This window comes from Aeromonas sp. 75A (genome assembly GCF_051919425.1).
In the GTDB taxonomy this organism is placed as follows: Bacteria; Pseudomonadota; Gammaproteobacteria; order Enterobacterales; family Aeromonadaceae; genus Aeromonas; species Aeromonas veronii.
Map to the genome: position 1 here is coordinate 4,408,156 of NZ_JBQBES010000002.1, position 25,866 is coordinate 4,434,021.

The window sequence follows — 25,866 nt, forward strand, 5'->3', positions numbered from 1 at the left end:
GCAGGATGGAAACAGAGATTGGTAGACAGAGAGAAAGGCAAGAGACCCCATGACTACCCTATTGCGAGATCATGGGGCCAGACATCATTCACGAATCACTTCATGCGAGCCTTGAAGCGGGGATTGCTTTTACAAATCACGAACAATTTTCCCCGACGACGCACCAACTGACAATCGGGATGACGCGCCCGTGCGGATTTGAGTGAACAGACGACCTGCATTCAGGACTCCTTCTTGCTTGAAAATGCGCCAAAGCGCTTGTTGAATCGGGCCACACTCCCCTCGCTCGATACCTGCTTCTGCTTGCCGGTATAAAACGAGTGCGACTGGCTGGAAACATCGAGCGACACATAGGGGTACTCCTTCCCGTCTTGCCACGTATAGCGGCGATCGCTCTTGATGGTTGAACCGACCAGGAAAAAGGCATCAGCTGCCGTGTCATGGAACAGCACCAAACGATAATCCGGGTGAATATGAGGTTTCATAGTAACTCCATTTTGTTATGTTATAACAAAATGTAAGTGAGAATGGCTCTCGTTTCAAGCATGAAATGTCGTATGAAGAAAATCGCAGCAGTGAGTGATGTGTTGATAGCGAGGTGGAGGCACTACGCAAGTAGAACGAAACAAGAATGAGGCACCATGCTTACAGCACGGAAGACCAAGATACAGCGTGGGTCAGAACACAGGGTGCAAGTGGATGTAACAAGCCTCAAGAGAGAGGCTGGATCACAACCATGAAGATCAATCAGAATGGGCAAGATGTTCGCGGATCAATGAAGTATCAGAAACGAGGCACTATGGAGGTGACAACAGTAAAAACAGGCAGCGGTGTAATCACAGAGATAAAAAGATTGATGAAAATATATCAACTGACCTGACGATATTGCTCGGTCACGGTAATACGCGGCTTCATCCGGTTATTCATCACCTTGATCACCCCGAAACGCGGCAAGGTTTTACTAGTGGTCAATACCAGATCGGCAGTGAGGTTCAAACAGACGCTAGCCTGATCCCCTGCCTCAATGACCATAAATTCGCCGTTGCCGTGGGGTGTATTCATCAGGACCAGATCACCATTTTGCGGGATCACTTGCGGATGTTGTTCACTAAAAAACCAGCTTTGCGGCATCAGGGGTTTATAAAAACGACTGACCGCGATGGCATTAAGCACCAACTGAACCTGATGTGGAATACTCCACTCAAGTTCGGCTGCTTTATCCATCAACTGATAATAGAGGGCGGCATCATCAACACAAAAAGGCTGGGTCGCAAACGAGCTGGGCACCAATTGCCGCCCTTTATACTCGGTAGCAAATAACATGTTATCAGACAGGTCCAACATCAGACGGTCACTCTGGGCATCATAGTGCCATTGCCAGCTATCGGTCGGTTGGATAAACATGTTGGAGCCCTTACTTGATAATTACCAGTTGACTTTATTCCATATGCAGGAAATCAGCAACGTCAAATAAAGGGCTCCGCCATCTATTTCTTAAATATTGGTCACAATCTCTTTGACCAACCCCGGCCCTTTATAAATAAAGCCGCTATAAATTTGTACCAGACTGGCACCGGCGGCCAATTTTTCACGGGCGGCCATGGCACTATCAATACCACCCACACCGATAATTGGCAGGGCACCATTGAGCGCCTTGGCCAGATGACGGATCACCTCGGTACTCTTGTGCTGCAGCGGACGACCGCTCAGGCCACCCGCTTCACCGGCGTGGGGCATGTCATAAATCATCTCGCGCTCGAGGGTGGTATTGGTGGCGATAACCCCATCAATGCCATTACGCACCAGCGAAGCGGCCACCTGATCTATTTCTTCAAGGCTTAAATCCGGGGCAATTTTAACCGCCAGCGGCACATACTTTTTATATTGAGCGGCCAGCTCTTGCTGACGCACCTTGAGGGCGGCCAGCAATTCATCCAGCGCCTCGCCATATTGCAGTGAACGCAAACCCGGGGTGTTGGGGGAAGAGATATTGACGGCAATATAACCGGCATGATCATAAACCTTGTCCATGCAGATCAGGTAATCATCCTTGCCCTGTTCGATGGGAGTGTCTTTGTTTTTGCCGATATTAATGCCGATGACTCCCTGATATTTGGCCTCTTTTACCTTGGCCACCAGATGATCCACCCCCTTGTTGTTGAATCCCATCCGGTTGATGATCCCCTCTGCCGGAATAACCCGGAACAGGCGCGGCTTGTCATTACCGCTTTGGGGTCTGGGGGTGACGGTACCGACTTCGATAAAACCAAATCCCATGGCGCCCAGCGCGTCAATGCACTCACCATCTTTATCCAGACCGGCCGCCAATCCCACCGGATTGGCAAAAGAAAGCCCCATGACAGTGACGGGGCGTTTCGGCAAATTCTGGCGGAAGAAACAATCGAGTGGCGTACCGAGAAGGCGGGGCAAATATTTCATGGAGAGATCGTGAGCCTGTTCCGGATTGAGCTTGAACAGGAAATGCCTGGCGATGGGGTACAACATCTTTGCTCCTTAAAGAAAGCCCCGGCAACTGGCCGGGGCTTTGGGTGTAATGTCGGTGTCATGCCTTAATCTGGCAATTAAAGTGCCCGACAATTCAACTGGAGCAGGTTCAACTCTCGCAAGGCCACCGAGAACTTGGCGAACTCGTGAGTGCTGGTGGTCTTGAAGTCGGCCAACATATGGGTCCAACGGGACAAGAGTTGCTCATGCTCCGAAATCCAGTCGGCCAATATGGTAGCGCATTCTCCCTGATCTTTGCACCCTTCCAGTACCACAGAAGTGAGACTGCGTTGCTGCCAGTCCAGATCTTCGCGGAAGGATGCACGCGCCATCGCCTGCCAGTGGTTGCCAACCGGCTGATGGTTGATCTGGTCGAGGAACCAGTGCAGATCCAGTTTGGCACCGAGGCGATAGTAAACGTTGGCGGCGCGCAGGATATCGGTCTTGTGCTCCGCGGCAATCTGCGCCAAATCCAGGCTGGAGAAGAGGCTGCTCATATGGGCGACCTGACGGGCAATGGCCTCCGGCACCTGTTTCTCCATCCACTTTGCAACAGCCTGACGATGCTCGGCTACTTCGCTCTCATCCATCACCTCGTAGAGGTGTTGACCGAGGGTTTCGAATGCCGGACGGAAGAAGGCGATGTTCTCGCTGATGCTCCAGCTGCGATTGCGGGCACGCAGGAACCAGCGGGTGGCACGGCGCACGATCCGGCGGCTGTAGAACATCAGCTCGAGCTGAGTCTGGGCATCCACCAGATTGTCGCACCCTTCGATATCACGCCACAGCTGGTTCATGCCAAACACTTCGCGGGCCATGGCAAAGCAGCAGGCCACTTCGGCGACCGAGGCACCGGTCTCGTCCTTCATCCGGCTGGCGAAGTTGAGCCCCATGTCGTTGACCAACATATTGGCCACCCGGGTAGCGATGATCTCGCCGCGTAGCGGGTGATCGGCCAGCTGGGCACCAAACTGCTGCTGTACTTTGGCCGGGAAGCTGGTGACCAGCATGTTGGCGAGGAAGGGCTCGTCGGTCACTTCCGGGCAGTTGAGCTGCTCTTTCAGCACCATCTTGCCGTAAGCCACCAGCACCGCCAGTTCGGGGCGGGTCAGTCCCTGCCCTGCCGCCATCCGCTCGGAAAGCTCCTCATCGGATGGCAGGAACTCGAGCGCACGGTCCAGCTTGCCTTCCCGCTCCAGTCCCTGAATAAAGCGCTGCTGCTCTTTCAGTTGTTCAGAGCCGCGGAAGCTGGTGACCGAGATGGACTGGGACTGGCGATAGGCGTTGGTGATCACGATCTGCGCCACGTCGTCGGTCATCTCATACAGCATCTGGTTACGTTGCTTGAGGGTCAGCTCCCCTGCCGCCACCAACTGGTTCAGCAGGATCTTGATGTTCACCTCGTTATCAGAGCAATCCACCCCACCCACGTTGTCGGTAAAATCGGTATTGATGCGACCGCCCTGACTGGCGTACTCCACCCGGCCGAGCTGGGTAAAGCCAAGGTTGCCCCCCTCTCCTACGATACGGGCCCGCAGATCGCGGCCATTGACCCGCAATGCGTCATTGCTGCGATCGCCCACTTCCCCATCGCTCTCGCGAGCGCTCTTCACATAGGTGCCGATGCCGCCGTTCCACAGCAGGTCGACATTAAGGCAGAGCAGCGCCTTGATCAGCTCGTTCGGCGCCATGTTGGCCTTGTCGGTGCCGAGCAGGGTCTGCATCTCGGGGCTGAGCTTGATGGACTTGGCCGAGCGCAGGAAGATGCCACCCCCTTGTGATATCAGCTCGCGGTTGTAGTCATCCCAGCTGGAACCCGGCAGATCGAACAGACGCTGGCGTTCGACAAAGCTCTTTGCCGCATCCGGGGTCGGGTCAACGAAGATGTGCATGTGGTTGAACGCGCCCACCAGCCGGGTGTGCTCGGAGAGCAGCATGCCATTGCCGAACACGTCGCCGGCCATGTCCCCAATCCCCACGCAAGTGAAGTCGGTGGTCTGGCAGTTGACGCCAATTTCACGGAAGTGGCGCTTGACCGACTCCCAGGCACCGCGGGCGGTGATACCCATCTTCTTGTGGTCGTAACCGACCGAGCCGCCGGAGGCGAACGCATCGCCGAGCCAGTGGCCGTATTCGAGGCTTATTTCGTTGGCGATGTCGGAGAAGGTCGCCGTGCCCTTGTCGGCGGCGACCACCAGGTAGTAGTCATCCTCGTCGTGACGCACCACGGATGTCGGCGGGATCACCTCGCCGCCGATGATGTTGTCGGTCACATCGAGCAGGCCACGAATAAACAGGCGATAACAGGCCTTGCCCTCCTCCTGAATGACGGCACGGGGCGCCCCCACCGGCATCTGTTTGCAGTAGAAACCGCCCTTGGCCCCCACCGGCACGATGACGGTGTTCTTCACCTGCTGGGCTTTCACCAGACCCAGCACTTCGGTGCGGAAGTCCTCTTTGCGATCGGACCAGCGCAGGCCGCCACGGGCGACCTTGCCCCAGCGCAGATGCACCCCTTCCACCCGCGGCGAGTAGACGAAGATCTCGAATTTCGGCAGTGGCAGCGGCATGTCGGTGATGCTGGAGGGAGCCAGTTTGAAGGAGATGTAGGGCTTGATGTTGCCCGCCTTGTCCAGCTGGTAGTAGTTGGTGCGCAGGGTAGCGTCGATCATCTCCACATAGCGGCGAATGATGCGATCGTCGTCCAGGTTGGCCACCTGATCCAGCTTGGTGGCAAGCTCCTCATGCAACTTGGCTTCTGCTTTGGCATCCTGCTTGCTGGCAGGATCCAGGCGCTGTTCGAACAGGGTAAACAGCAGTTGGGCGATATCAGGGTAACGGGTCAGGGTCTCTTCGATATAGGACTGGCTGAAGGAGACGCCGGTCTGGCGCATGTATTTGGCATAGGCGCGCAGCACCGAGACCTGACGGCCGGTGAGACCCGCCCCCAATACCAGCCGGTTGAAGCCATCATCTTCCAGCTGCTTGTTCCAGATGGCGGCAAACGCCTGCTGGAAGCGCTGCTGACTCTGGGCCAGATCAAAGGGCTGCTCGCCATGCAGCAGCATGGAGAAGTCGAGGATCCAGAACAGATCACCGCCCGGAGTGCGTACCTGATACGGGGTCTCGCCGATCACCCGCAGCCCCATGTTCTCCAGCATCGGCAGCACATCGGAGAGGTGAATGGGCTCGGTGCGATGGAACAGCTTGAGCCGTACCCGACGGTCATTCTCCTCCTCCTGCGCGCGGTAGAACAGCATGCCCAGCGGCTCGGCTTCGCTCAGGTTATCGAGCGCCATGATATCGGCCACGGCCGAGCCAGGCAGCACATCTTCTTTGTAAGCGCGAGGGAATGCAGTGCTGAAACGGCGGCGCAGCTCGTTGCCACGGGCCTCGCCATAATGGGAAAGCAGCACGGAGTCGAGTCTGTCGTCCCAGCTGCGGGCCGCTTCAATCAGGTTGTTCTGTACTTCGTTCACATCCACATCCACGTTGTTGTTGTTGACCCGCACTATGTAGTGGGTCCGCGCCAGCACGCCTTCGGTGAAGTAGACGTTGAACTCCACCTCTTCATTGCTGCCAAAATATTTCTGCAAAATTTGCTGGGTCTTGATACGCAGCGCTGTGTTGTAGCGCTCCTTGGTGACATAGACCATGCAAGAGAAGAAACGACCATAGACATCCCGGCGCACGAATAGCCGCAGCATGTCACGCTCCTGCATCTCCAGCACCCCAAGACCGGTGGCCAACAGCTCCTCTTCACGAGCCTGGATCAGTTCGTCACGGGGATAGGTTTCCAATACATTGAGCAGCGCCTTGTAGGCGTGGGAGCCCTTCTCGTGACCGGAGGCGGCCATGATGCGCTCGAGACGATGGCTGATGAGCGGGATCTGGGTCGCGCTGGTGTTGTAGATGGAAGATGCATAGAGGCCGATGAAGCGATCTTCCCCGATCACCTTGCCATGCTCGTCGAAGCGCTTGATGCCGATGTAATCCACATAAGCCGGACGGTGCACCCGGGACTTGCTGTTGGATTTGGTGAGGATCAGCAGGTCAGAGCTCAGAGCGGCGTGACGGGCGCTGGCTGGCATGTTGCCAAGGCGCTGACCTACCTCCTTGATGGAGTTTTTCATCAGCCCAAGGCTGGAGCTCGCCTGCGGCAGGATCTCGTGATCCCCCTCCACTGCCTTGACGTCGTAACGGCGATAGCCCATCAGGGTGAAGTTGTGGGCCGCCACCCATTTAAGGAAAGCAACGCAGGAGGCCACCTCCTCCTTGCTAACCGGGTGCTTGCGCTTGGGCAGTTCGTCGATGATCTCATTGAGCTTGGCCAGCATGGGCTGCCAGTCGCCGACTGCCAGCGCCACTTCACCGGCCACGGAGTTGAGCTCGGTAGCCAGAGCGGCCATCTGCTCCTCGCTGGTGAGGTGATCGATCTCGATAAGGAATGCCGTTTCAACCGAGGTCTGCCCATCGGTGTTGTCGAGCTCCAGAATGGCGTCAATCTTGCCATCCGCACCACGAATGAGGTGCAGCGGTTGGTGCAGCATCATGTGGGCAGTGATATTGAGTCGCTTGAGCGCCATCCGGATGGAGTCCACCAGGAAGGGGGAGTCCTGCAGGATCACCTCGACGATGGTATGGGGCGATTGCCAGCCGTGACGGGTCAGTTCGGGATTGTAGACCCGGATGTAGGGATCGGTACCGCTGCGCTGATTGAGGGCATTCCACAGGCTCAGGGCCGCACCGTAGAGATCGCTGTCATTGCGGTCGTGCAGATCGGAGCTCGCCATGTTGCCGTAGAACTTGGCAACGAAGCGCTCGACCAGAGAGGCGCTGTTTTTGGGCAACTTTTGATGGATCAGGCTGAGAACGTTTTCGAGCAGAACTGAGGTAGGGGCGTCTTTCAATGCCATTTTTATATTCCTTATCGGACGACATTAACCACCGACGCAGAGGCAACCACCCTGGTTACCCGCTGGTGCAGAGTTGTTGCGAAGTGTAATGGCTTGGATAAGGGAAGGCGAGGAAAGGTGCTAACGAGATGTTAAAAACAAGGTACAGATCACGGCTTAAACTGTGAGAAATTTTGCAAATAACCAAAAATACAGAAATTCCCACTACCTTTGTGCCAGTTTACCGGATAGATAGTGACGCAAAGCAGATAAACAGTCGGTAATCTGTTCGATTTTTGTTAATTTATGCGTTCGAGACTGATAAAGCGGTAATCGTCCTGAGTTTTGAGGCGAAAATAGCCATGCACACCATTGATGGCGACAAAGGGGCGTATTTTTTCTATGCCAAGTTCCAGGGTCAATCCCTGTTCGCTGCGCACCACCAGCCGTCTGGCATGGCCCTGATACATCAGCATCACCTCGTCACTGCTCAATGAGAGCCGAAAAGTAAATTGCTTCACACTTGCTCCTGATCACACGACAAATCACACAATAGGGGCAGGCGCATTCACGCCCCTGCCCCATTGACACTTACTGCTGCAGCGCCTTGCTGACCTTCTCGAACAGATCCCGTGCCAGCCCCTCAAGGTTGGCAAGGCGGGTCAGCTCGGCACGGATCAGCGCCTTGCGCCCCTCATCGAGTCGCTTGAACTGAATAAGCGGGGTGATAAGGCGGGAGGCGACCTGCGGATTGACCTCGTTGAGCTCGATCAAGAGATCGGTCAGGAAGCGGTAACCGCGGCCATCCACCGCATGGAACTGCACCTGATTGCTCATGGCGAAGCTGCCGATCAACGCCCGCAGCCGGTTCGGGTTGCGAATGCTGAAGGTGGGGTGATTCATCGCCTGCTTCACTTCACTCAGCACATCGGCAGCCGGTTTACTGCCGATCAGCCGCAGCCAGTTGTCCAGCACCAGCCCATCCTTGGCCCACTTGCCTTCAAAATCGGCCAGCAGTTCAGCGCGACAAGGTAGCAGATACATGTTGGCCACCTGCAGTGCCGCCAGGGTGTCGGTCATATTGTCGGCAGTTGCATACTGCTCGCGCACCAGCGCATCGGCATGCTCCGCATCTAGTGCCGCCAGATAGCCGAGCACGACCCCTTTGAGGGCCCGTTTGGCCATGTCGGCATGCACCACCTGATAACCGTTCAGACGCAGACTCTGATAGGTTGCCGCCAAGCGCGCACCAAAGGCCTCGGCAAGACGGGTGTGGATCGCGTCTCGTACCTGATGGATGGCATCGATATCGGCCACCTCGAACAACTCGGCCAGGGTTGCTTCACCTGGCAGCGCCAGGATCTCCGCTTTGAGGGCCGGATCCAGCTGCTCATCCTCCAGAATGGCAACAAAGGCGGCCAGCAGGGTGCGGGATAGTTCAACCCCCTGCCCGTGCTGTACTCGCGCCACCCCGTCGATGACCGCTTTGTTGATCAGCATCTGGGCCGCATCCCAGCGGGCAAACTCGTTGCGGGCAAAGCGCATCAGGAAGGCCAGCCCTTCGTCGCTGTAGTCATAGTGCAGCTTGACTGGCGCGGAGAAGTCCCGCAGCAGGGAGGGAACCGGCTTGACCGGCACCCGATCGAATTCGAAAGTCTGCTCCGCTTCCAGCACATCGAGCACGTTGCCGATGGCCTTTCCCTGATACTGCAAAGCAATGACGGCTCCTTGCTCGTCATAGAGCTCGATATCGAGGGGAATGTGCAGCGGCAGCTTCTGGGGTTGATCCTGAGTCGGTGGAGTATGTTGGCTTACATGGAGTCGATAGATACCGCTGGTAACATCATACTCGTCGGTCACGGTCAGCTCGGGGGTGCCGGACTGGCTGTACCAGCGGCGGAAACGGCCAAGATCCACACCGGACGCATCCTCCATCGCCTGTACGAAATCATCGCAGGTGGCGGCCGAGCCGTCGTGACGCTCGAAGTAGAGACGCATACCGGCCTGGAAGGCATCTTCCCCCAGCAGGGTGTGCATCATGCGGATCACTTCCGACCCTTTTTCATAAACGGTCAGGGTGTAGAAGTTGTTCATCTCGATCACCACATCCGGGCGGATCGGGTGTGCCATGGGGCCGGCATCTTCCGCAAACTGCGGGCCGCGGACGGTACGCACGTTGTTGATGCGGTTGACGCCACGGGAGCCCAGATCGGAGGAGAACTCCTGATCCCGGAATACCGTCAGCCCCTCTTTCAGGCTGAGCTGGAACCAGTCACGACAGGTGACACGGTTGCCGGTCCAGTTGTGGAAATATTCGTGGCCGATCACCCGTTCGATACCGTGGTAGTCGCTGTCAGTGGCGGTGGCCGGATTAGCCAGCACGAACTTGGAGTTGAAGATGTTAAGCCCCTTGTTCTCCATGGCGCCCATGTTGAAGAAGTCCACCGCGACGATCATGTAGATGTCGAGATCATACTCGAGGCCGAAACGCTGTTCGTCCCAACGCATGGAGTTGATGAGGCTCTCCATGGCAAAACCGGCGCGATCGAGGTTGCCCTTGTCGACGAAGATCTCGAGGGCCACTTTGCGGCCGCTCTTGGTGGTGTAGTGGCTGCGCTCCACATCGAAATCACCGGCCACCAGCGCAAACAGGTAGCTCGGTTTGGGGAAAGGATCCTGCCACTGCACGAAGTGACGGCCGCCATCCAGATCACCGCTGTCGACCTTGTTGCCGTTGGAGAGCAGGAAGGGAAACTGGGCTTTGTCGGCGGTAATGCGGGTGCTGTAACGCGCCAGAATGTCGGGGCGGTCCAGATAATAGGTGATGCGGCGAAAGCCCTCCGCTTCACACTGGGTGCAGTAGGCATCGCCAGACTTGTAAAGCCCTTCCAGCGCGGTGTTGGCGGCCGGATCCAGCAGGGTGACAATGGTCAGTACACATTCGGCCGGCAGGTTGAACAGGGTCAGACTGCTCTCGCCTTGCTCGTAGTGGTCACAGGGAATGCCATCAATGGCAACGCTCTTGAGGGTCAGCTGCTCACCATCGAGGACGAGCGGCGCATTGTGCTCGCCGTTGCGACGAATGCGGGTGATGGCGGTGACCTGGGTCAGCGGCTCCTGCAGTTGGAAATCGAGGTCGATGGTGTCGATCCAGTAGAGCGGCGCCTGATAATCCTGGCGATATTTGGCCGTCATGGCCTGGGAGTGATCGGTCATTATTGTCTGCTTCCACGCTTGTTAAAGGCGAGAAAGAGGCTGTCACAACCAACTGGCGGGGTCAAACAATTTGCATTACGTCAGATACGCCAGACAAAAAGAAAGGGCGACCGCAGTCGCCCTTGTGCATTGGAGGTCGCTTTGTCAGCTGCGTTTGCTGACCTTGGCCAGATCTGCCGTGATATTGGCCGCTTCGATGAGATACTCATCGGGCGCTTCAAAATCAGCGGGCAATTCATCCAGACTCTTCACCGCCGGCTTGCCAAGACGTGCCAGACGCTCGTTGGTACGTTTGAGCGCTTTCTCATCCTGTTTCGCCTGCTCTGCAACACGCTCCGCCTCGTTGAGGGAGACCGACTTCTTGTCTTTCTCCTCCTTGTAGTCGGCGATGTCCTGCATCACATAGGCAAACTCGGGATCCTTGGCGATCCGGGCATCGTGCGCCGCCTGCAACTTGGGCAGTACACTGGCGAAGTTGCCGAGTTTCTCGTAGTTGGCGGAGGCAATCTTGTCCCACGGCAACGCATTGAACTCACGGCTTTCGCCCGTCTCTTCCGGAGCAACTGGTGTCGGGAAGCTGATATCCGGCGCAACGCCCTTGTTCTGGGTGCTGCCACCGTCGATCCGGTAGAACTTGGCGATGGTGTACTGCACGTGACCCAGCGGCTGCTCGTAGAAGTCATAGACCTTGGCGAGGCTGCGATGCTGCTGCACCGTCCCCTTGCCGAACGAGTTTTCACCCAGAATCAACGCGCGGCCATAATCCTGCATGGCAGCAGCGAAGATCTCGGAGGCCGAGGCACTGTAGCGATCGATCATCACCGACATGGGGCCGCCGTAGTAGACGTTGCCATCGTCATCGCCATTGACCGTGATACGGCCCATGTGATCACGAATTTGCACCACGGGACCGCTGGCAAAGAAGAGACCGCTCAGGGCGGAAGCTTCGGTCAGGGCGCCGCCGCCGTTACCGCGCAGATCGATGATCAGACCATCGATCTTCTTCTTGTTCAGGCTGGAGAGCTCCTTGATCACGTCATCGTGCAGATTGACGTAGAAACTCGGGATCTCGATGACCCCAATCTTCTTGCCTTCGGCGTTAATCACCTTGGACTTGGCTGCCCGGTCTTCAAGGCGCACCTTGTCGCGGGTCAGCTCGATCTGCTCAGTCTTGGCAGTTGCGCCCTTGCCGCGCTGGATCTCCAGCTTGACCTTGCTCCCCTTGGGCCCCTTGATGAGCTCGACCACGTCATCAAGACGCCAGCCGATCACATCGACAATCTTGCCATCTTCCTGCCCCACCCCGGTGATCTTGTCATCGGGCTTGAGGTGGTTGGATTTGGCAGCCGGGCCACCGGGCACCAGAGAACGGATGACGGTAAAGTCATCTTCCGCCTGCAACACGGCACCAATCCCCTCCAGCGAGAGGTTCATCTCGGTATTGAAACGATCGGCACTGCGCGGTGAGAGGTAACTGGTGTGCGGTTCGATGGCGCGAGCGAAGGAGTTCATGAAGAGCTGGAAGACATCCTCGCTCTCGGTCTGGGACATCCGCTTGATGGCGTTGTTGTAACGCTTGCCAAGCAGCTCCTTGATCTCGGGCCACTCCTTGCCACTGAGCTTGAGGCTCAGAGCATCAAACTTGACCCGCTGACGCCACAGCTCGTTGAGCTCTGCTTCATCTTTGGGCCAAGCCGCCCCTTCCCGATCAAACACATAGTTGTCGGTCTGGGTAAAATCGAAAGGAGTATCAAGCAGTTTGAGGGCGTATTCGAACCGCTCATAACGCCGCTGCTGACTCAGGTTGAACATCTCGTAGGCGGGAGCCAGACGGCCTCTTTCGAGGTCGGTGTCAAAACCGTTACGGTACTTTTCAAAACGGCTGATATCAGAGGCCAAAAACAGGTTGCGGCTGTAGTCCAGATTCTCCAGATATTTATCGAAAATCACGGAGGAAAAGGCATCGTCCAGCTTGAACTGTTTGTAGTGCGAGCGGGTAAACAGATTGGTAATTCGCTTGCTGGCCGTAGCATGTTGGCTCTCTTGAGCCAACACAGGCAAATCACTCTCCTTGAGCACCGGCTCGATGGCCTGTGCAAGCCCGGCAAGCGCCAGGCTACAGGCAACGAGGGAAAAACGAATTACGCCATGCTTCAACATTTGTCTCCTTAGAGAACCAAGTGCTCTGATTTGACCCGCACCATCATGCCGGTCTGCAGTTGGACCTGTACATCGTCCTTGGTTACTTCCTTGATGGTTGCCGGAACCGGGAATTTACCCATAACGACGCGCACATCCTGACCCACTTTCAGCGTAGCGGCATCCACTTTAACCAGCGGAGCGTCAGCGACCGGTGCCTTGGCGGCAGCTTTCGGCTTGGCAGCTACATCAGCTTTCTCGGTTTTGCGCACAGCAGGACGACGGGGCTTCTTGGCCTTCTCATCCTTCTCTTTGGTATTGGTACGACGGCTGGCGAATACGCGCTCTTTGCTCTCTTTCAGAGCTTGCTTGGCGTGCTCGATGTGCTCTTCGGTCAGCAGCTCGCCCGGGTTGCCATCCAGATCAACGCGAGCCTGGCCAGCTTTGAGACCGTGCAGGTAGCGCCAGCTGGAGGTGTATTGACGCAGTGCGGAACGCAGCATGGTCTTGGAGACTCTGGCATCGTCAGCAAGACGCTCGGCCAAATCCTGGAAGATGCCAATCTTGAGCGGCTTGGCCTCTCCTTCAGCAACGAAGCAGGCCGGGAATTTCTCGACCAGGTAGGCAACGATCTCTTTACTGTTCTTCAGCTTCTCAGTGTTTTCCATGTATAACCTTGGCTTTCATATAAACGCACGGGCACGTCCCGAGCACAACAAAGGCCCCATTATAGAGAGCTTGGGGCCTTTTGCGAACCATCTAGCAATGACTTAGAGCATGCTTTCCAAAATTTGCACCGTTTCTTCGAGGCCAATCCGGTCTTGCTGGTCGAAACGGTTAAAAATCGGACTGTCGATATCGAGCACCCCGATGATCTCGCCACCACGGCGCACCGGGATAACGATTTCCGAGTTGCTCGCGCCATCACAAGCGATGTGACCATCGAACTGGTGGACATCGTCAATGAGCTGGGTTTTCCCCTCTGCCACTGCCGTACCACACACCCCGCGGCCGACCGGGATCCGTACGCAAGCCGGTTTGCCCTGAAATGGCCCCAATACCAGGGTCTCGCCCTGCAACAGATAAAAACCGACCCAGTTTATCTCCTCCAGCTCCTGATTAAGCAGTGCGGAGAGGTTGGCCAGATTGGCAATCAGATCGGTTTCCCCCTCCAGCAGCGCCTTGGCCTGCTGGTTGAGGGTGCGATAAAACGGTTGTTTTTCAATCATGATTAAATGAACTTCACTCCCTGATGGTTTGGGGAAGGTAACGCCTGGCCGGGAAATTTCAAATATTTTTTCCACTCCCCACCTCTTGCGCCGTTATTCCCGGGCAACGGAAAGCGCCAATTGCTGGCGTTGACCATTACTCCACTCGATATTTAACAACCAGATCATGACGGGTGATGTACAGCTCCCCACCTGGGTTACCCCCTGCCACTGTCCGTCTATTTCTTCAAAGTTCACCGGAATGGTGCCCATAAACATATCTTTGCCTTCGAGTGTCGCTTTCACCGGTTTGATGGCCGGATCGCCGCCGGTAATAGCGATGGCAAAGTCATGTTCGGCGCGCAGCGGTAATTCCTTGATGGCGACCGTCAGCGACTTGTCACCAATCAGCGCGCTGCAAGGGGTGTGGGAAAGATCACAAATCTGATCTTTTTTCTGGTCAGCAGAGACGCTGTTATCGGCCGAAAACCAGGTGCGATAGGCCATCAGCGCCAATAACAGCGCCAATACCAGTACGAGGTGCAAAACTTTACGTGCGGTAAGTCTCTCTTTCATCAAAAACAGCCCGATTAAGATGCAATTAAAATAGTTTTTTGTGATCTCGAACAAGGTAAAAAACTGCCATATCGAGACCGGACGGAGCCAAATATATCACTGTTTATACTGTTATTTTACCTGTCACTTCAGTATCATTCCCATGCAGTTTTCATTTAGCCATCTTTTGCTTTTCCTTTCGTTAACAGATGTTAACAACTGGTCGGCGGTGGCTGATGAAGCCAGTCCGGTCCTCCGGATACAAAACCAAACAACAGCAGCATCGGAAGCGGAATATAACGATGAGCCATACAACTAACCATCCTGAGTACAACTACACCGTTGTTCGCCAGTTTACCGTCATGACGATTGTCTGGGGAATTGTCGGCATGTCGGTTGGCGTACTGATCGCAGCCCAGTTGATCTGGCCTGCCCTCAACTTCGAGACCCCGTGGCTGACTTACAGTCGTCTGCGGCCCCTCCATACCAACGCAGTGATCTTCGCCTTCGGCGTCAGTGCACTGATGGCCACCTCGTTTTACGTGGTGCAGCGCACCTGTCAAACCAGACTGTTTGGTGGCCCGCTGGCAACCTTCGTCTTCTGGGGCTGGCAAGCAATCATCCTCTCTGCCGCCATCTCTCTGCCGCTGGGTTACACCTCCGCCAAAGAGTATGCCGAGCTGGAGTGGCCGATTGATATCGCCATCACTGTGGTATGGGTCGCCTATGCCATCGTCTTCTTCGGCACCCTGATGAAGCGCACCACCTCCCACATCTATGTGGCGAACTGGTTCTTCGGCGCCTTCATTATCACCGTTGCGGTGCTGCACATTGTCAACAACATGGAAGTGCCCCTCTCCGGCATGAAGTCCTACTCCATGTACTCCGGCGCCATGGACGCCATGGTGCAGTGGTGGTATGGCCACAACGCGGTAGGCTTCCTGCTGACCGCCGGCTTCCTGGGGATGATGTACTACTTCGTGCCCAAGCAGGCCGGTCGTCCGGTTTACTCCTATCGCCTATCCATCGTCCACTTCTGGGCGCTGATCTCCCTCTATATCTGGGCCGGTCCGCACCACCTGCACTACACCGCACTGCCTGACTGGGCTCAGTCGCTCGGCATGGTGATGTCCCTGATCCTGTTCGTACCCTCCTGGGGCGGTATGATCAACGGCATCATGACCCTCTCCGGTGCTTGGCACAAACTGCGTTATGACCCCATCCTGCGCTTCCTGATCGTCTCCCTCTCTTTCTACGGCATGTCGACCTTCGAAGGCCCGATGATGGCGATCAAAACCGTCAACGCCCTCTCCCACTACACAGACTGGACCGTCGGTCACGTGCACTCCGGTGCGCTGGGTTGGGTTGCCATGGTCTCCATCGGTGCGGTCTATCACCTGATCCCGAACCTGTTCGGCCAGGGCCGGATGTACAGCGTCAAGCTGATCAACGTTCACTTCTGGCTGGCGACCGTGGGCACCGTGCTCTACATCGTTGCCATGTGGATTTCCGGCGTGATGCAGGGCCTGATGTGGCGTGCAGTCAACGAAGACGGCACCCTGACCTACAGCTTCGTTGAAGCGCTGCAGGCATCCTATCCCTTCTATTTCGTGCGCTTCCTGGGAGGCTGCTTCTTCGTCACCGGCATGTTGCTGATGGCTTACAACGCCTATCGCACCATCACTGCGCCCAAAGGTTCTCTGGAACCTGTCGCCCAGCCAGCATGATTGAAGAGGTCAACCCATGAGCAACAATAACCGTCACGAAATATTTGAAAAAAGCGTTCCCATGCTGGTGGTCGGCATCATCTTCGCCATCAGTCTGGGGGGCCTGGTTGAAATCACTCCGCTGTTCTTCCAAAAGCAAACCACCGAGCCGGTGGAGGGCCTCAAGCCCTACACCGCTCTGCAGATGGAAGGACGCGACATCTTCATTCGCGAAGGCTGCACCAACTGCCACAGCCAGATGATCCGTCCGTTCCGTGCCGAAACCGAGCGTTACGGTCACTACTCGGTCGCAGGCGAGAGCGTCTGGGAGCACCCCTTCCTGTGGGGCTCCAAGCGTACAGGTCCGGATCTGGCCCGTGTTGGTGGCCGCTACTCCGACGAGTGGCACAAGGTTCACCTGATCAACCCGCGCGATGTGGTACCGGAATCCAACATGCCCGCCTACCCCTGGCTTGATACCAATGTGCTGACTGGCGAGATGACCGGCAAAAAACTGGCGCTGTTCCGCGATCACTTCGGTGTGCCCTATACCGACGCCGATATTCAGGGTGCTGGCGAAGCCGTCAAGGGCAAGACCGAGCTGGATGCGCTGGTGGCCTATCTGCAATCACTGGGTCATGCCCTGAAATAAGGAGGCGAAAATGGACTACGGCACATTTCGCGGTCTGTATACCCTGCTGTTGATGGCCATCATGATTGGCATCATCGTCTGGGCCTACAGCAAACGCCGCAAGACCTCTTTCGACGAGGCTGCCAATCTGGTTTTTGCCGATGATGAGCAACCCGGTGCTGATAAAAAGAACGCAGGAGCGAAACAATAATGAGCACTCTGTTTAGCATTTTTGTGACTGTCATCAGTCTGGGAACCATCCTCGGCTGCTTCTTGCTGCTGATGTGGTGCCGCAAGGACAAGATGGGTGTTGAAGAAGGCAAATCGATGGGTCACTCCTTCGATGGCATTGAGGAGATCAACAACCCGCTGCCGAAGTGGTGGACTTACATGTTCCTCTTCTTCATCGTCACCGGTCTGGTCTATCTGGTCGCCTTCCCGGGACTTGGCAACTTCAAAGGCCTGCTCGGCTGGCAAAGTTCCAACCAGGACGTGCGCTCGCTGGCCGAGTCCAAGGCTGCAACCGAATCGGCCAAGGCCGAAGGTCGCGCTGTGGAGTATGACCGCGAGGTCGCCAAGGCTGACGAGATCTACGGCGCCAAGTTCCGTGAACTCACCTACGAAGCGGATGGCAAAACCTATCGTGCCATCACCGAGATCGCCAAGGATCCGGAAGCCCTGAAAGTGGGTCAGCGTCTGTTCCTGCAGAACTGCTCCCAGTGCCACGGATCCGATGCCCGCGGTGGCCGCGGCTTCCCGAACCTGACCGACAGCGAATGGCAATGGGGCGGCCAGCCAGATCAAATCAAGACCACCATCATGGGCGGTCGTCAGGGGATCATGGCTGCCTGGGGTGAAATCCTCGGCAAAGATGGCGTTCAGGAAGTGGCCTCCTATGTGCTGAGCCTCTCCGGTCGCAAGGTCGACCTGGTGGAAGCGAAGAAAGGTGAAGCACGCTTTGCCATCTGCGCTGCCTGCCACGGGGCCGATGCCAAGGGCGGTGTTGCCGTCGGTGCGCCAGATCTGACCAACAACACCTGGCTCTACGGCGGCTCCCGCGAAGTGGTGGTACAAACCATCACCCACGGTCGTCACGGCGTGATGCCAGCCTGGAAAGACATTCTGGGTGAGGACAAGGTTCACCTGCTGGCCTCCTACGTTTACAGCCTGTCTCATCAACAGTCTGCCAAATAAGGTTCGCCCGTAACGTTGTAACATGTGATAAACACGTGATTACACAGCAAAAAGCCTCGACTCCTCGAGGCTTTTTGTTATCTTGTGTTGCGTAAAAACCATCTTCCACGTTAATCATTCGTTTCATGGCAGTAGCAATCATGACCCAACCTCTATCCAAACCGTGGTATCGCCAATTCTGGCCCTGGTTTATCATCGCCCTCCCCACTGCCGCCGTTGTCGGCAGTATCGCCACCGCCATCGTCGCCAGCAAGGATGGGGTCAATCTGGTGGCCGAGGACTATTACAAACAAGGGAAAGAGATCAATCAGGACTTGAGCAAGTTTGACCGCTCCGAAGCGCTCAATATCCGCTTTGGGCTGGAGGTTGACGGCAACGAGCTGACCCTCAAACCCATCAGCGGTGACATTCCTGCCGGGCAAGCTCTCTATCTCTCATTGTTCCACCCGACCTTGGCCGGTCAGGACAGCGAACACATGATCACCGCCGATGCGAGCGGCACCTATCGCCTCCATTTCGACAAGCCGCTGGTCGGCAAGTGGCACATTCGGGTCGATGCCTTTGATCACCAATGGCGATTGCAAGAGACCGTCCAGCTGCCCACCCTGGCCCCTGTCGAACTCGACCCGAAAGGACGCTAAGCCATGATCGGCTGTTCTCACTGTGGCGAGCAGGAGCTCACCAGCGCCCCTGCTGCTTGCATTCTGCATTCAGGGGGGCATAACGCATGACTCCCTGTTTTCACTGTGGCGAGCCGGTACCCGCCAATAGTGGCTATTCCCTCGAGATAAAGGGGATTGTTCGCCCCATGTGCTGCCCCGGTTGTCAGGCGGTGGCGGAAACCATCATGGAGTGCGGCCTCGCCAGTTACTACGATCACCGCACCGCCCCCGGTACCAAGGGGGATCTGGTACCCGAGGAGCTGGCCGCCCTCACCCACTACGATCTGGCAGAAGTGCAACAGGATTTTGTCACCGACAGCGATACCCTTCGCGAAATCCAGCTGACAGTTGAAGGGCTCACCTGCGCCGCCTGTGCCTGGCTTATCGAACGCCACCTGATGACACTGACGGGCCTGCGCTACATCAATGTCAACACCACCACCCACCGGGCCCGCATCAAGTGGGATCCGGAGCTGCTCTCCCTGAGTGACATCCTCAAGGGATTTGCCCAGATCGGCTATCGCGCCTATCCGTTCCAGACCCATCAACAGGAGGCGCTCTACGCCAAAGAGGTGCGCAGCTATATGTTCCGGCTGGCACTGGCGGGGCTGGGCTCAATGCAGGTGATGATGTGCGCCGTGGCCCTCTACATGGATCTCTTCATCAGCGTTGAAGATGAGTTCATGGTCTACTTCAAGTGGATAAGCCTGCTGCTCTCCACCCCCATCATGATCTACTCGGCCCAGCCCTTTTACGTGGGTGCCTGGCGCAGTATGAAACAGGGTCACCTGTCGATGGATGTGTCGGTGTCGCTGGCGCTGATCGGGGCTTTTATCGCCTCCATGTGGGCCACCGTGTTCAATACCGGTGAGGTCTATTACGACTCCATCACCATGTTCGTCTTCTTCCTGCTGCTGGGGCGCTTTCTCGAGTTGCGGGCCCGACGCAAGGCGTCGGAATCGAGCTCCAACCTGGCGCGACTGGTGCCCATCATGGCGACCCGCATCGATGATGAAGGGGAGCATGAGGTAGCGGCCAAGACCTTGCAGGTCGGCGATCGGGTACGGGTGCTTGCTGGCGCCACCTTGCCGGCGGATGGCATCATTGTCGAAGGGCAAGCCAGCCTCAACGAATCCATGCTGACCGGTGAACAGCTGCCCCTGCTCAAACAGCGTGGTGATCAGGTCTATGCCGGCACCATCAACACCGATGCCCCGCTGCAGATCCGGGTCAGCCACCGTATCGAAGAGTCTCGGATCGCCCAGATCATGCGGCTGCAGGATCACGCCCTCGATGACAAACCGGCCATCGCACAGATGGCGGATCAACTGTCGCGCCACTTTATTCTGGTGCTGCTGATCATTGCCGCTGCGGTCTGGACCTTCTGGCACGTCCATCAACCGGATCAGGCGTTCTGGGTCACCCTCGCCGTGCTGGTTGCCACCTGCCCCTGTGCCCTGTCGCTGGCCACCCCGACGGCGCTGACCTCGGCCACCGCCAATCTGACCCGCAACGGCATTCTGCTGCGCCGTGGTCATGTGCTGGACGTGCTGACCAAGGCCAACCGGATCGTGATGGACAAGACTGGCACCCTGACCACAGGTGAGATCAGTCTGACCGGCACCACCACCTTGGCAAACGTGGAGGAGGCGCACTGCCTCGCCATCGCCCGGGCTATGGAGGCGCAATCCGAGCACCCCATAGCTCGAGCCTTCCGGCTACCTGCCGACAGTATCAGTGTGCTGCCATCCGCCCGCGAGATCACCCCGGTCATCGGTCACGGCATCACGGCGCTGGTGGAGGGTGTACGCTACCGCATCGGCAGTGCCCGCTGGCTTGGGCTGGATCCGGCGCAAGAGCACGGCCGCGGTCTGGCTATCTATCTGGCCAACGAGCAGCAGGTATTGGCCCGCTTCAATCTGGAAGATACCCTGCGCCCCGATGCCAGGGCGCTGATCGCGGCATTCAAGGCGGCAGGTCTGCAAACTACCGTGCTGACTGGTGACAGCTCTCTGCAAGCAGACGAGATTGCCCGGGAACTGGGGGTGGATGAGCTCGTCAAGGGGGTCTCACCCGATGGCAAGCTGGCCTACCTCAAGGCCCGGGAAGCCCAGGGGGATATCAGCATCATGGTGGGCGATGGCATCAACGACGCCCCGGTACTGGCTGGCGCTCACGCCTCGTTTGCCATGGCCGGTGGCACCGATCTGGCGAAAAACAGCGCCGATGCCATCTTGCTGGCCGATGACTTGAGCCGACTGCTCGAAGCCAGAGTGCTGGCAATGCGTACCCGCAAGATCATCATCGAGAACTTCGCCTGGTCCATCGGTTACAACCTGCTGGTGTTGCCGTTGGCGGCCTGCGGCTGGCTCCCCCCCTATCTGGCGGCGGCTGGCATGTCGCTCAGCTCGCTCATCGTGGTGACCAACTCCATGCGCCTCAACCGATGAGACTGGTGGCGGAAAATATCTGAAAATGTGGCCTGCCTCCGATGCAGGCCACATTTCTAACTAATACCGGCTGGCCCCCTGCCCGAACAGGGTTACCATAGGGGACGCTTGCCAAGGATGAACGCCAAGGTACCTCTCATGAATATAATTTTTGTCCTGATCCCCATCGCCATCCTGTTTGTGATCATCGCCGGGGTCGTCTTCTTCTGGGCCATTCGCTCCGAGCAGTTTGAAGATCTCGACCGGCAGGGTTCCAACATCCTGTTTGACGAAGAGCAACCTGCCCACAAACCCGTAAAGCCTGCTGACCATGACCCACAACCTTGATCTGGCCGGCGCCCTGCTGGTCGGACTGGCAGGCTCTGCCCACTGTATTGGCATGTGCGGTGGCGTCTCCGCCGCGCTCTCCATGGCGATCCCAGCCAACAAGCAGCATTTTTGGGGGCGACTCGCCTATCTGCTCAACTACAACCTCGGCCGGATCCTGAGCTATGTCATCGCAGGTGCACTGGTGGGCGGCCTGCTCGCCACCACCAGCGAGCTGGGGGCTGGCAAACACGCCATCGCCGGATTGCGCTTGGTGGCTGCGCTATTGATGATTGCGCTTGGCCTTTATCTGGCGGGCTGGTGGCAAGGGATCTTGCTGCTGGAGCGGCTCGGCGCCAGACTTTGGCCCCGTATCAAACCGCTGGCGGGCAAATTTATCCCCTTCACCTCACCTGTGCAGGCACTGCCCTTTGGCATGGTGTGGGGTTGGCTCCCCTGCGGGCTGGTCTACTCCATGCTGACCTGGAGCGCGGCGGCCGGTTCGGCCAGTGGTGGGGCGCTCATCATGCTCTTTTTTGGTCTCGGCACCCTGCCCACCTTGTTCGCGCTCGGGGGACTCGCGGATCGCCTGAGATACTGGCTCACCCTGCGCAGTTTGCGCCTTGGCGGTGCCCTGCTGCTCATTTTGTTCGGGGTACATACCTTCTGGATTGGCATTGCTTCCTTTTGAAACCCTATCCAAAACGGATGAGTTGATGGTAAACTTGTTTGATATAAATCAATTATTCGTATGAGCCTATGATCCCGGAAAAGAAACCTGGCAGACGTATCCAGAGCGGTGGCTGTGCAATTCATTGCCAGGATTGCAGCATCAGTCAGCTCTGTATTCCCTTCACTCTGAACGACAACGAGCTTGATCAGCTGGACAGCATCATCGAGCGCAAGAAGCCGATCCAGAAGGGTGAAGAGCTGTTCAAGGCTGGCGATGAGTTCAAATCCCTCTATGCCATCCGTTCCGGGACCATCAAGTCTTACACCATCACCGAGCAAGGGGATGAGCAGATCACTGCGTTCCACCTCGCTGGCGATCTGGTCGGTTTTGATGCCATCAACAAGCAGGCCCACCCCTCCTTCGCCCAGGCGCTGGAAACGGCCATGGTGTGCGAGATCCCGTTTGAAGTGCTGGATGATCTCTCCGGCAAGATGCCCAAACTGCGCCAGCAGATCATGCGTCTGATGAGTAGCGAAATCATGGGCGATCAGGAGATGATCCTGCTGCTCTCCAAGAAAAATGCCGAAGAGCGCCTCGCCGCCTTCCTGCACAATCTGTCGGTACGCTTCTCCGAACGCGGCTTCTCCGCCAAGGAGTTCCGTCTATCCATGACCCGTGGTGACATTGGCAACTATCTGGGTTTGACCGTCGAGACCATCAGTCGTCTGCTCGGCCGCTTCCAGAAGTCCGGTCTCATCAGCGTCAAAGGCAAATACATTACCGTGCTGGATCAGGTCGCGCTGGGCATGATGGCCGGTGCAACTCGCCCGCCCTGCGGCTGATTTTCCGCTTCCCCTCTCACTTTTCTCCTGCTTTTCCTGCCGGATCCTTTCCTCTGGAATGTGATCCGGTACGTTCCCCATGCCCTCCTCCTGCGCTAAGCTGTAATGGCTAAGATTCTGCTGTCATTGGACTTTTCCAAGGAGGAGAAGATGGTCAAATATCAGAATATTCTGGTGGTTATCAATCCAGAAGAGGAGCGTCAAATCGCCCTCGAACGGGCAGTCAAAGTCGCCGAGCTGGACGAAAACGCCCATCTGACCCTGCTGCTCACCATCTATGACTTCTCGTATGAAATGACCGCCATGCTCTCGGTGGACGAGCGGCAAGAGATGCGCGACGGCGTCATTTCACAGCGACGTGAGTGGCTGGACGAGATCCTGACCCCCTATCGGGCACAGGGGATCGAATGCGAAGTGAAGGTTGTCTGGCACAATCGCCCCTTCGAGTGTGTCATTCAGGAAGTGCTGGAGCAGCGCCACGATCTGGTGGTCAAAGCCACTCACCATCACAGCTTCCTGCAAACCTTCATTTTTACCCCCACCGACTGGCACCTGCTGCGCAAATGCCCCTGTCCGGTGCTGCTGGTCAAAGAGGGTCACTGGCAACGGGGCGGCAACATCATCGCCGCCATCAACTGCTCAAGTGACGATCCGGATCAGAAAGTGCTCAACGAACGGATCACCCAGGAGGGAAGCGACATCGCCGAACTACTGGGCTCCAACCTCTATCTGGTCAACACCTACCCGGGCACCCCGGTCAACGTGGCCATAGAGCTGCCGGAGTTTGATCCCAACGCCTACAACGAAGCGATCCGCAAACACCACGAAAGCCTGTTGCTCAGCCATGCCGACAAGTTCGGGATCGGTCATCTCTGGACCCGGGTAGCAGAGGGGCTACCGGAAGAGGTGTTGCCGGATATGGCCGAAGAGCTCAAGGCAACCTTGATGATCATGGGCTGCGTCGGCCGTACCGGGCTTTCTGCAGCTTTGCTCGGCAATACCGCCGAACATGTGATTGACCGCCTCTCCTGCGACATCCTGATCCTCAAACCGGCGGACTACAGCTGCCCGGTCGACAGTCGTCGCAATCAATCATAAGGTGCCTGGCACCTTGCCCTCCCCCGGGACATGGCTATAATAACGCGCTTATTTGTGTCCCGGGTTTTACGAGCATGCTAGAAGAGCTGAACGCCAAAGAAAAATACAGTTTTAACAAACTGCAGAAGCGCCTGCGGCGCAACGTGGGTCAGGCCATTGCCGACTTCAACATGATTGAAGAGGGCGACAAGGTCATGGTCTGCCTCTCCGGCGGCAAGGACAGCTTCGGTATGCTCGACATACTGATGAGCCTCAAAGCCAGCGCCCCCATCCATTTCGATCTGGTTGCCGTCAACCTGGATCAGAAGCAGCCCGGTTTCCCCGAGCATGTGCTGCCCGAGTACCTGGATTCCCTCGGCATCGAGTACAAGATTGTCGAAGAGGATACCTACTCCATCGTCAAGGAGAAGGTACCGGAAGGCAAAACCACCTGCTCCCTCTGCTCACGGCTGCGCCGCGGTATTCTCTATCGCACCGCCCAGGAGCTGGGTTGCACCAAGATTGCCCTTGGCCACCACCGCGACGACATCCTTGAGACCCTGTTCCTCAACATGTTCTACGGTGGCAAGCTCAAGTCCATGCCGCCCAAGCTGGTGAGCGACGATGGCAAGAACGTGGTGATCCGCCCGCTGGCCTACTGCAAAGAGAAGGATCTGATCCGCTACGCCGACGTCAAAGCCTTCCCCATCATTCCGTGCAACCTGTGCGGCTCGCAGGAGAACCTGCAGCGTCAGGCCATCAAACAGATGATGCAGGATTGGGATCGCCGCTTCCCCGGTCGTATCGAGACCATGTTCACCGCCATTCAGGACGTGATCCCGAGCCACCTGCTCGACCACAAGCTGTTTGACTTCAAGAGCATCAACCGCGACTCCGGCATCATCGATGGTGGCGACAAGGCGTTTGATCCGCCCGAGATGCCAAAGGCGCCGCTGCTGGATATCGACGAGATGGACATGCTGGATGTGATTGAAGTGCGCTAAGCCGCTCTCACAAGGCAAACGCCACGCAATAAAAAAGGAGCGATAATCGCTCCTTTTTTGCTTTCTTGATCTGCCTCTTACCAACGTGACAGCACCATCGGCATCAGCCTTTGTGCAGCCAGGGGGTCAGTCGCAACACGTCACCCTGCAGGCGCAGTTGCCCGGCAGCGAACGCGGCCAGTTGCTCATTGCTTAGCAGCAGGTGGCCTTCCTCCCAGGGCAGCGCTTCCTGACGGGCGCCATCAATCAGATAGGCGGTGCCGATCTGCTGTACCAGGGTAATGCGCACCCCTTCCATCTTCGGCAGGAAGTGCTTGCCGACCATGCCCGCCATCTTGTCGAGCAACGATTGCATCTGCTGCTGACGGGCCGCCAGCTCGGCCACCGGCAGCTCGGGCCCGTTCGGTGCGTCGGCCATCACCTGTACCGTCATATCGCATGTGGCGTGCTCTTCTTTCAGGCCGACGGTCACGATCCCCTTGTCGAGGTTGAGATCCTCATCAAAAGGCAGGCGCAGTTCGCTATCGACCGTTACCTCGCCCGCGACCTCCTTGCTGTCGGTTGCAACCCGGGCAAAGGTGAGGCCGCAGCGCTGACCATTTTGCGGATCGGTCAGATAAAACCCCAGTCTGGCGTGACCAAACTCCCCTTTGGCAAAGGTCTTCATCTGGCTGTAAAAGGTGCTGTATTGCAGATCCAGCACCGGCTCAGCCAGCGCCAGCCCAGGCAGCAAGAGCGTGGCTAGCAGACTCAGGCGCACAGCCTTGGTCACTCCATATCGACGGGTCATTCAACGTCCTTTT

Annotated in this window: 24 protein-coding genes; 12 read left to right on the forward strand and 12 right to left on the reverse strand. The window is 57.0% G+C overall.

Translation table 11 applies throughout. The annotated features are described in order from the left end of the window. Positions 1 to 95: 95 nt before the first annotated feature. Positions 96 to 221 (reverse strand): type B 50S ribosomal protein L36, encoded by a 126-nt coding sequence (ykgO, locus tag ACTG2T_RS20490; protein ID WP_005336596.1) that lies wholly within the window; start codon positions 219 to 221, stop codon positions 96 to 98. Next, positions 222 to 485 carry a type B 50S ribosomal protein L31 gene (locus ACTG2T_RS20495; RefSeq protein ID WP_005336598.1) on the reverse strand — a complete coding sequence of 88 codons (264 nt, stop codon included), beginning with the start codon at positions 483 to 485 and terminating at the stop codon, positions 222 to 224. Positions 486 to 736: 251 nt separating this feature from the next. Between ACTG2T_RS20495 and ACTG2T_RS20500 the strand changes: the two genes are divergently transcribed. Further along, positions 737 to 880: a hypothetical protein gene (locus ACTG2T_RS20500; protein ID WP_235655513.1), complete on the forward strand. Its 144-nt coding sequence runs from the start codon at positions 737 to 739 to the stop codon at positions 878 to 880. On the opposite strand, the gene ACTG2T_RS20505 is transcribed toward ACTG2T_RS20500, so the two are convergent. The 9 genes from ACTG2T_RS20505 to ACTG2T_RS20545 form a co-directional block, all read right to left on the reverse strand. Next, a complete protein-coding gene (locus tag ACTG2T_RS20505; protein ID WP_005345444.1) occupies positions 868 to 1,404 on the reverse strand; it encodes a cell division protein ZapC in 537 nt (178 codons plus the stop codon). The two genes, ACTG2T_RS20500 and ACTG2T_RS20505, sit on opposite strands and share 13 nt — an antisense overlap. Positions 1,405 to 1,494: 90 nt before the next feature. Further along, positions 1,495 to 2,505: a quinone-dependent dihydroorotate dehydrogenase gene (pyrD, locus tag ACTG2T_RS20510; RefSeq protein ID WP_005336601.1), complete on the reverse strand. Its 1,011-nt coding sequence runs from the start codon at positions 2,503 to 2,505 to the stop codon at positions 1,495 to 1,497. Between the two features lie 77 nt (positions 2,506 to 2,582). After that, positions 2,583 to 7,421, reverse strand: a complete 4,839-nt coding sequence (locus ACTG2T_RS20515; protein ID WP_330124260.1) for an NAD-glutamate dehydrogenase — start codon at positions 7,419 to 7,421, stop codon at positions 2,583 to 2,585. 278 nt (positions 7,422 to 7,699) lie between these two features. Then, positions 7,700 to 7,921 carry a DUF2835 domain-containing protein gene (locus tag ACTG2T_RS20520; protein WP_033136823.1) on the reverse strand — a complete coding sequence of 74 codons (222 nt, stop codon included), beginning with the start codon at positions 7,919 to 7,921 and terminating at the stop codon, positions 7,700 to 7,702. A gap of 70 nt (positions 7,922 to 7,991) precedes the next feature. Next, positions 7,992 to 10,616 carry an aminopeptidase N gene (pepN, locus tag ACTG2T_RS20525; RefSeq protein WP_330124262.1) on the reverse strand — a complete coding sequence of 875 codons (2,625 nt, stop codon included), beginning with the start codon at positions 10,614 to 10,616 and terminating at the stop codon, positions 7,992 to 7,994. Between the two features lie 144 nt (positions 10,617 to 10,760). Beyond that, entirely contained in the window at positions 10,761 to 12,776 is a 2,016-nt protein-coding gene (gene prc / locus ACTG2T_RS20530; RefSeq protein ID WP_005351922.1) for a carboxy terminal-processing peptidase, read from the reverse strand. A gap of 8 nt (positions 12,777 to 12,784) precedes the next feature. After that, on the reverse strand, positions 12,785 to 13,423 hold the full coding sequence (gene proQ, locus ACTG2T_RS20535; RefSeq protein ID WP_005351923.1) for an RNA chaperone ProQ: 639 nt from the start codon (positions 13,421 to 13,423) through the stop codon (positions 12,785 to 12,787). A 102-nt stretch (positions 13,424 to 13,525) separates the two neighbouring features. After that, the gene (locus tag ACTG2T_RS20540; RefSeq protein WP_088868948.1) at positions 13,526 to 13,984 is read right to left on the reverse strand and encodes a GAF domain-containing protein; all 459 of its coding nucleotides are present in this window, start codon (positions 13,982 to 13,984) and stop codon (positions 13,526 to 13,528) included. A gap of 93 nt (positions 13,985 to 14,077) precedes the next feature. Continuing rightward, positions 14,078 to 14,539, reverse strand: a complete 462-nt coding sequence (locus ACTG2T_RS20545; protein WP_302247059.1) for a hypothetical protein — start codon at positions 14,537 to 14,539, stop codon at positions 14,078 to 14,080. Between the two features lie 281 nt (positions 14,540 to 14,820). On the opposite strand from ACTG2T_RS20545, the gene ccoN reads away from it, so the two are divergent. The 11 genes from ccoN (at position 14,821) to ttcA (ending at position 25,063) form a co-directional block, all read left to right on the forward strand. Beyond that, the gene (ccoN, locus tag ACTG2T_RS20550; protein ID WP_005336616.1) at positions 14,821 to 16,245 is read left to right on the forward strand and encodes a cytochrome-c oxidase, cbb3-type subunit I; all 1,425 of its coding nucleotides are present in this window, start codon (positions 14,821 to 14,823) and stop codon (positions 16,243 to 16,245) included. Positions 16,246 to 16,261: 16 nt separating this feature from the next. Further along, a complete protein-coding gene (gene ccoO / locus ACTG2T_RS20555; protein WP_021230095.1) occupies positions 16,262 to 16,876 on the forward strand; it encodes a cytochrome-c oxidase, cbb3-type subunit II in 615 nt (204 codons plus the stop codon). Between the two features lie 10 nt (positions 16,877 to 16,886). Then, positions 16,887 to 17,066, forward strand: a complete 180-nt coding sequence (locus ACTG2T_RS20560; protein WP_005336620.1) for a CcoQ/FixQ family Cbb3-type cytochrome c oxidase assembly chaperone — start codon at positions 16,887 to 16,889, stop codon at positions 17,064 to 17,066. After that, positions 17,066 to 18,049 carry a cytochrome-c oxidase, cbb3-type subunit III gene (gene ccoP / locus ACTG2T_RS20565; protein WP_021230094.1) on the forward strand — a complete coding sequence of 328 codons (984 nt, stop codon included), beginning with the start codon at positions 17,066 to 17,068 and terminating at the stop codon, positions 18,047 to 18,049. Before ACTG2T_RS20560 ends, ccoP begins: the two co-directional genes overlap by 1 nt. Before the next feature lie 140 nt (positions 18,050 to 18,189). Then, complete coding sequence (locus ACTG2T_RS20570) at positions 18,190 to 18,690, forward strand: FixH family protein (protein ID WP_330124263.1); 501 nt, start codon at positions 18,190 to 18,192, stop codon at positions 18,688 to 18,690. An 86-nt stretch (positions 18,691 to 18,776) separates the two neighbouring features. Continuing rightward, positions 18,777 to 21,161: a heavy metal translocating P-type ATPase gene (locus tag ACTG2T_RS20575; RefSeq protein WP_330124264.1), complete on the forward strand. Its 2,385-nt coding sequence runs from the start codon at positions 18,777 to 18,779 to the stop codon at positions 21,159 to 21,161. Positions 21,162 to 21,299: 138 nt separating this feature from the next. Next, the gene (gene ccoS, locus ACTG2T_RS20580) at positions 21,300 to 21,488 is read left to right on the forward strand and encodes a cbb3-type cytochrome oxidase assembly protein CcoS (protein WP_005336630.1); all 189 of its coding nucleotides are present in this window, start codon (positions 21,300 to 21,302) and stop codon (positions 21,486 to 21,488) included. After that, on the forward strand, positions 21,472 to 22,158 hold the full coding sequence (locus tag ACTG2T_RS20585) for a sulfite exporter TauE/SafE family protein (RefSeq protein WP_042054997.1): 687 nt from the start codon (positions 21,472 to 21,474) through the stop codon (positions 22,156 to 22,158). Before ccoS ends, ACTG2T_RS20585 begins: the two co-directional genes overlap by 17 nt. Positions 22,159 to 22,226: 68 nt before the next feature. Further along, positions 22,227 to 22,982: an FNR family transcription factor gene (locus tag ACTG2T_RS20590; RefSeq protein WP_005351934.1), complete on the forward strand. Its 756-nt coding sequence runs from the start codon at positions 22,227 to 22,229 to the stop codon at positions 22,980 to 22,982. A gap of 150 nt (positions 22,983 to 23,132) precedes the next feature. Then, on the forward strand, positions 23,133 to 24,080 hold the full coding sequence (gene uspE, locus ACTG2T_RS20595; RefSeq protein WP_042083128.1) for a universal stress protein UspE: 948 nt from the start codon (positions 23,133 to 23,135) through the stop codon (positions 24,078 to 24,080). Positions 24,081 to 24,154: 74 nt separating this feature from the next. Further along, the gene (gene ttcA, locus ACTG2T_RS20600; protein ID WP_005336634.1) at positions 24,155 to 25,063 is read left to right on the forward strand and encodes a tRNA 2-thiocytidine(32) synthetase TtcA; all 909 of its coding nucleotides are present in this window, start codon (positions 24,155 to 24,157) and stop codon (positions 25,061 to 25,063) included. Between the two features lie 103 nt (positions 25,064 to 25,166). Here ttcA and ACTG2T_RS20605 read toward each other — a convergent pair whose 3' ends face one another. Further along, positions 25,167 to 25,853, reverse strand: coding sequence for a DUF2987 domain-containing protein (locus tag ACTG2T_RS20605; RefSeq protein ID WP_330124265.1), 687 nt, complete (start codon positions 25,851 to 25,853; stop codon positions 25,167 to 25,169). Between the last annotated feature and the right edge of the window lie 13 nt (positions 25,854 to 25,866).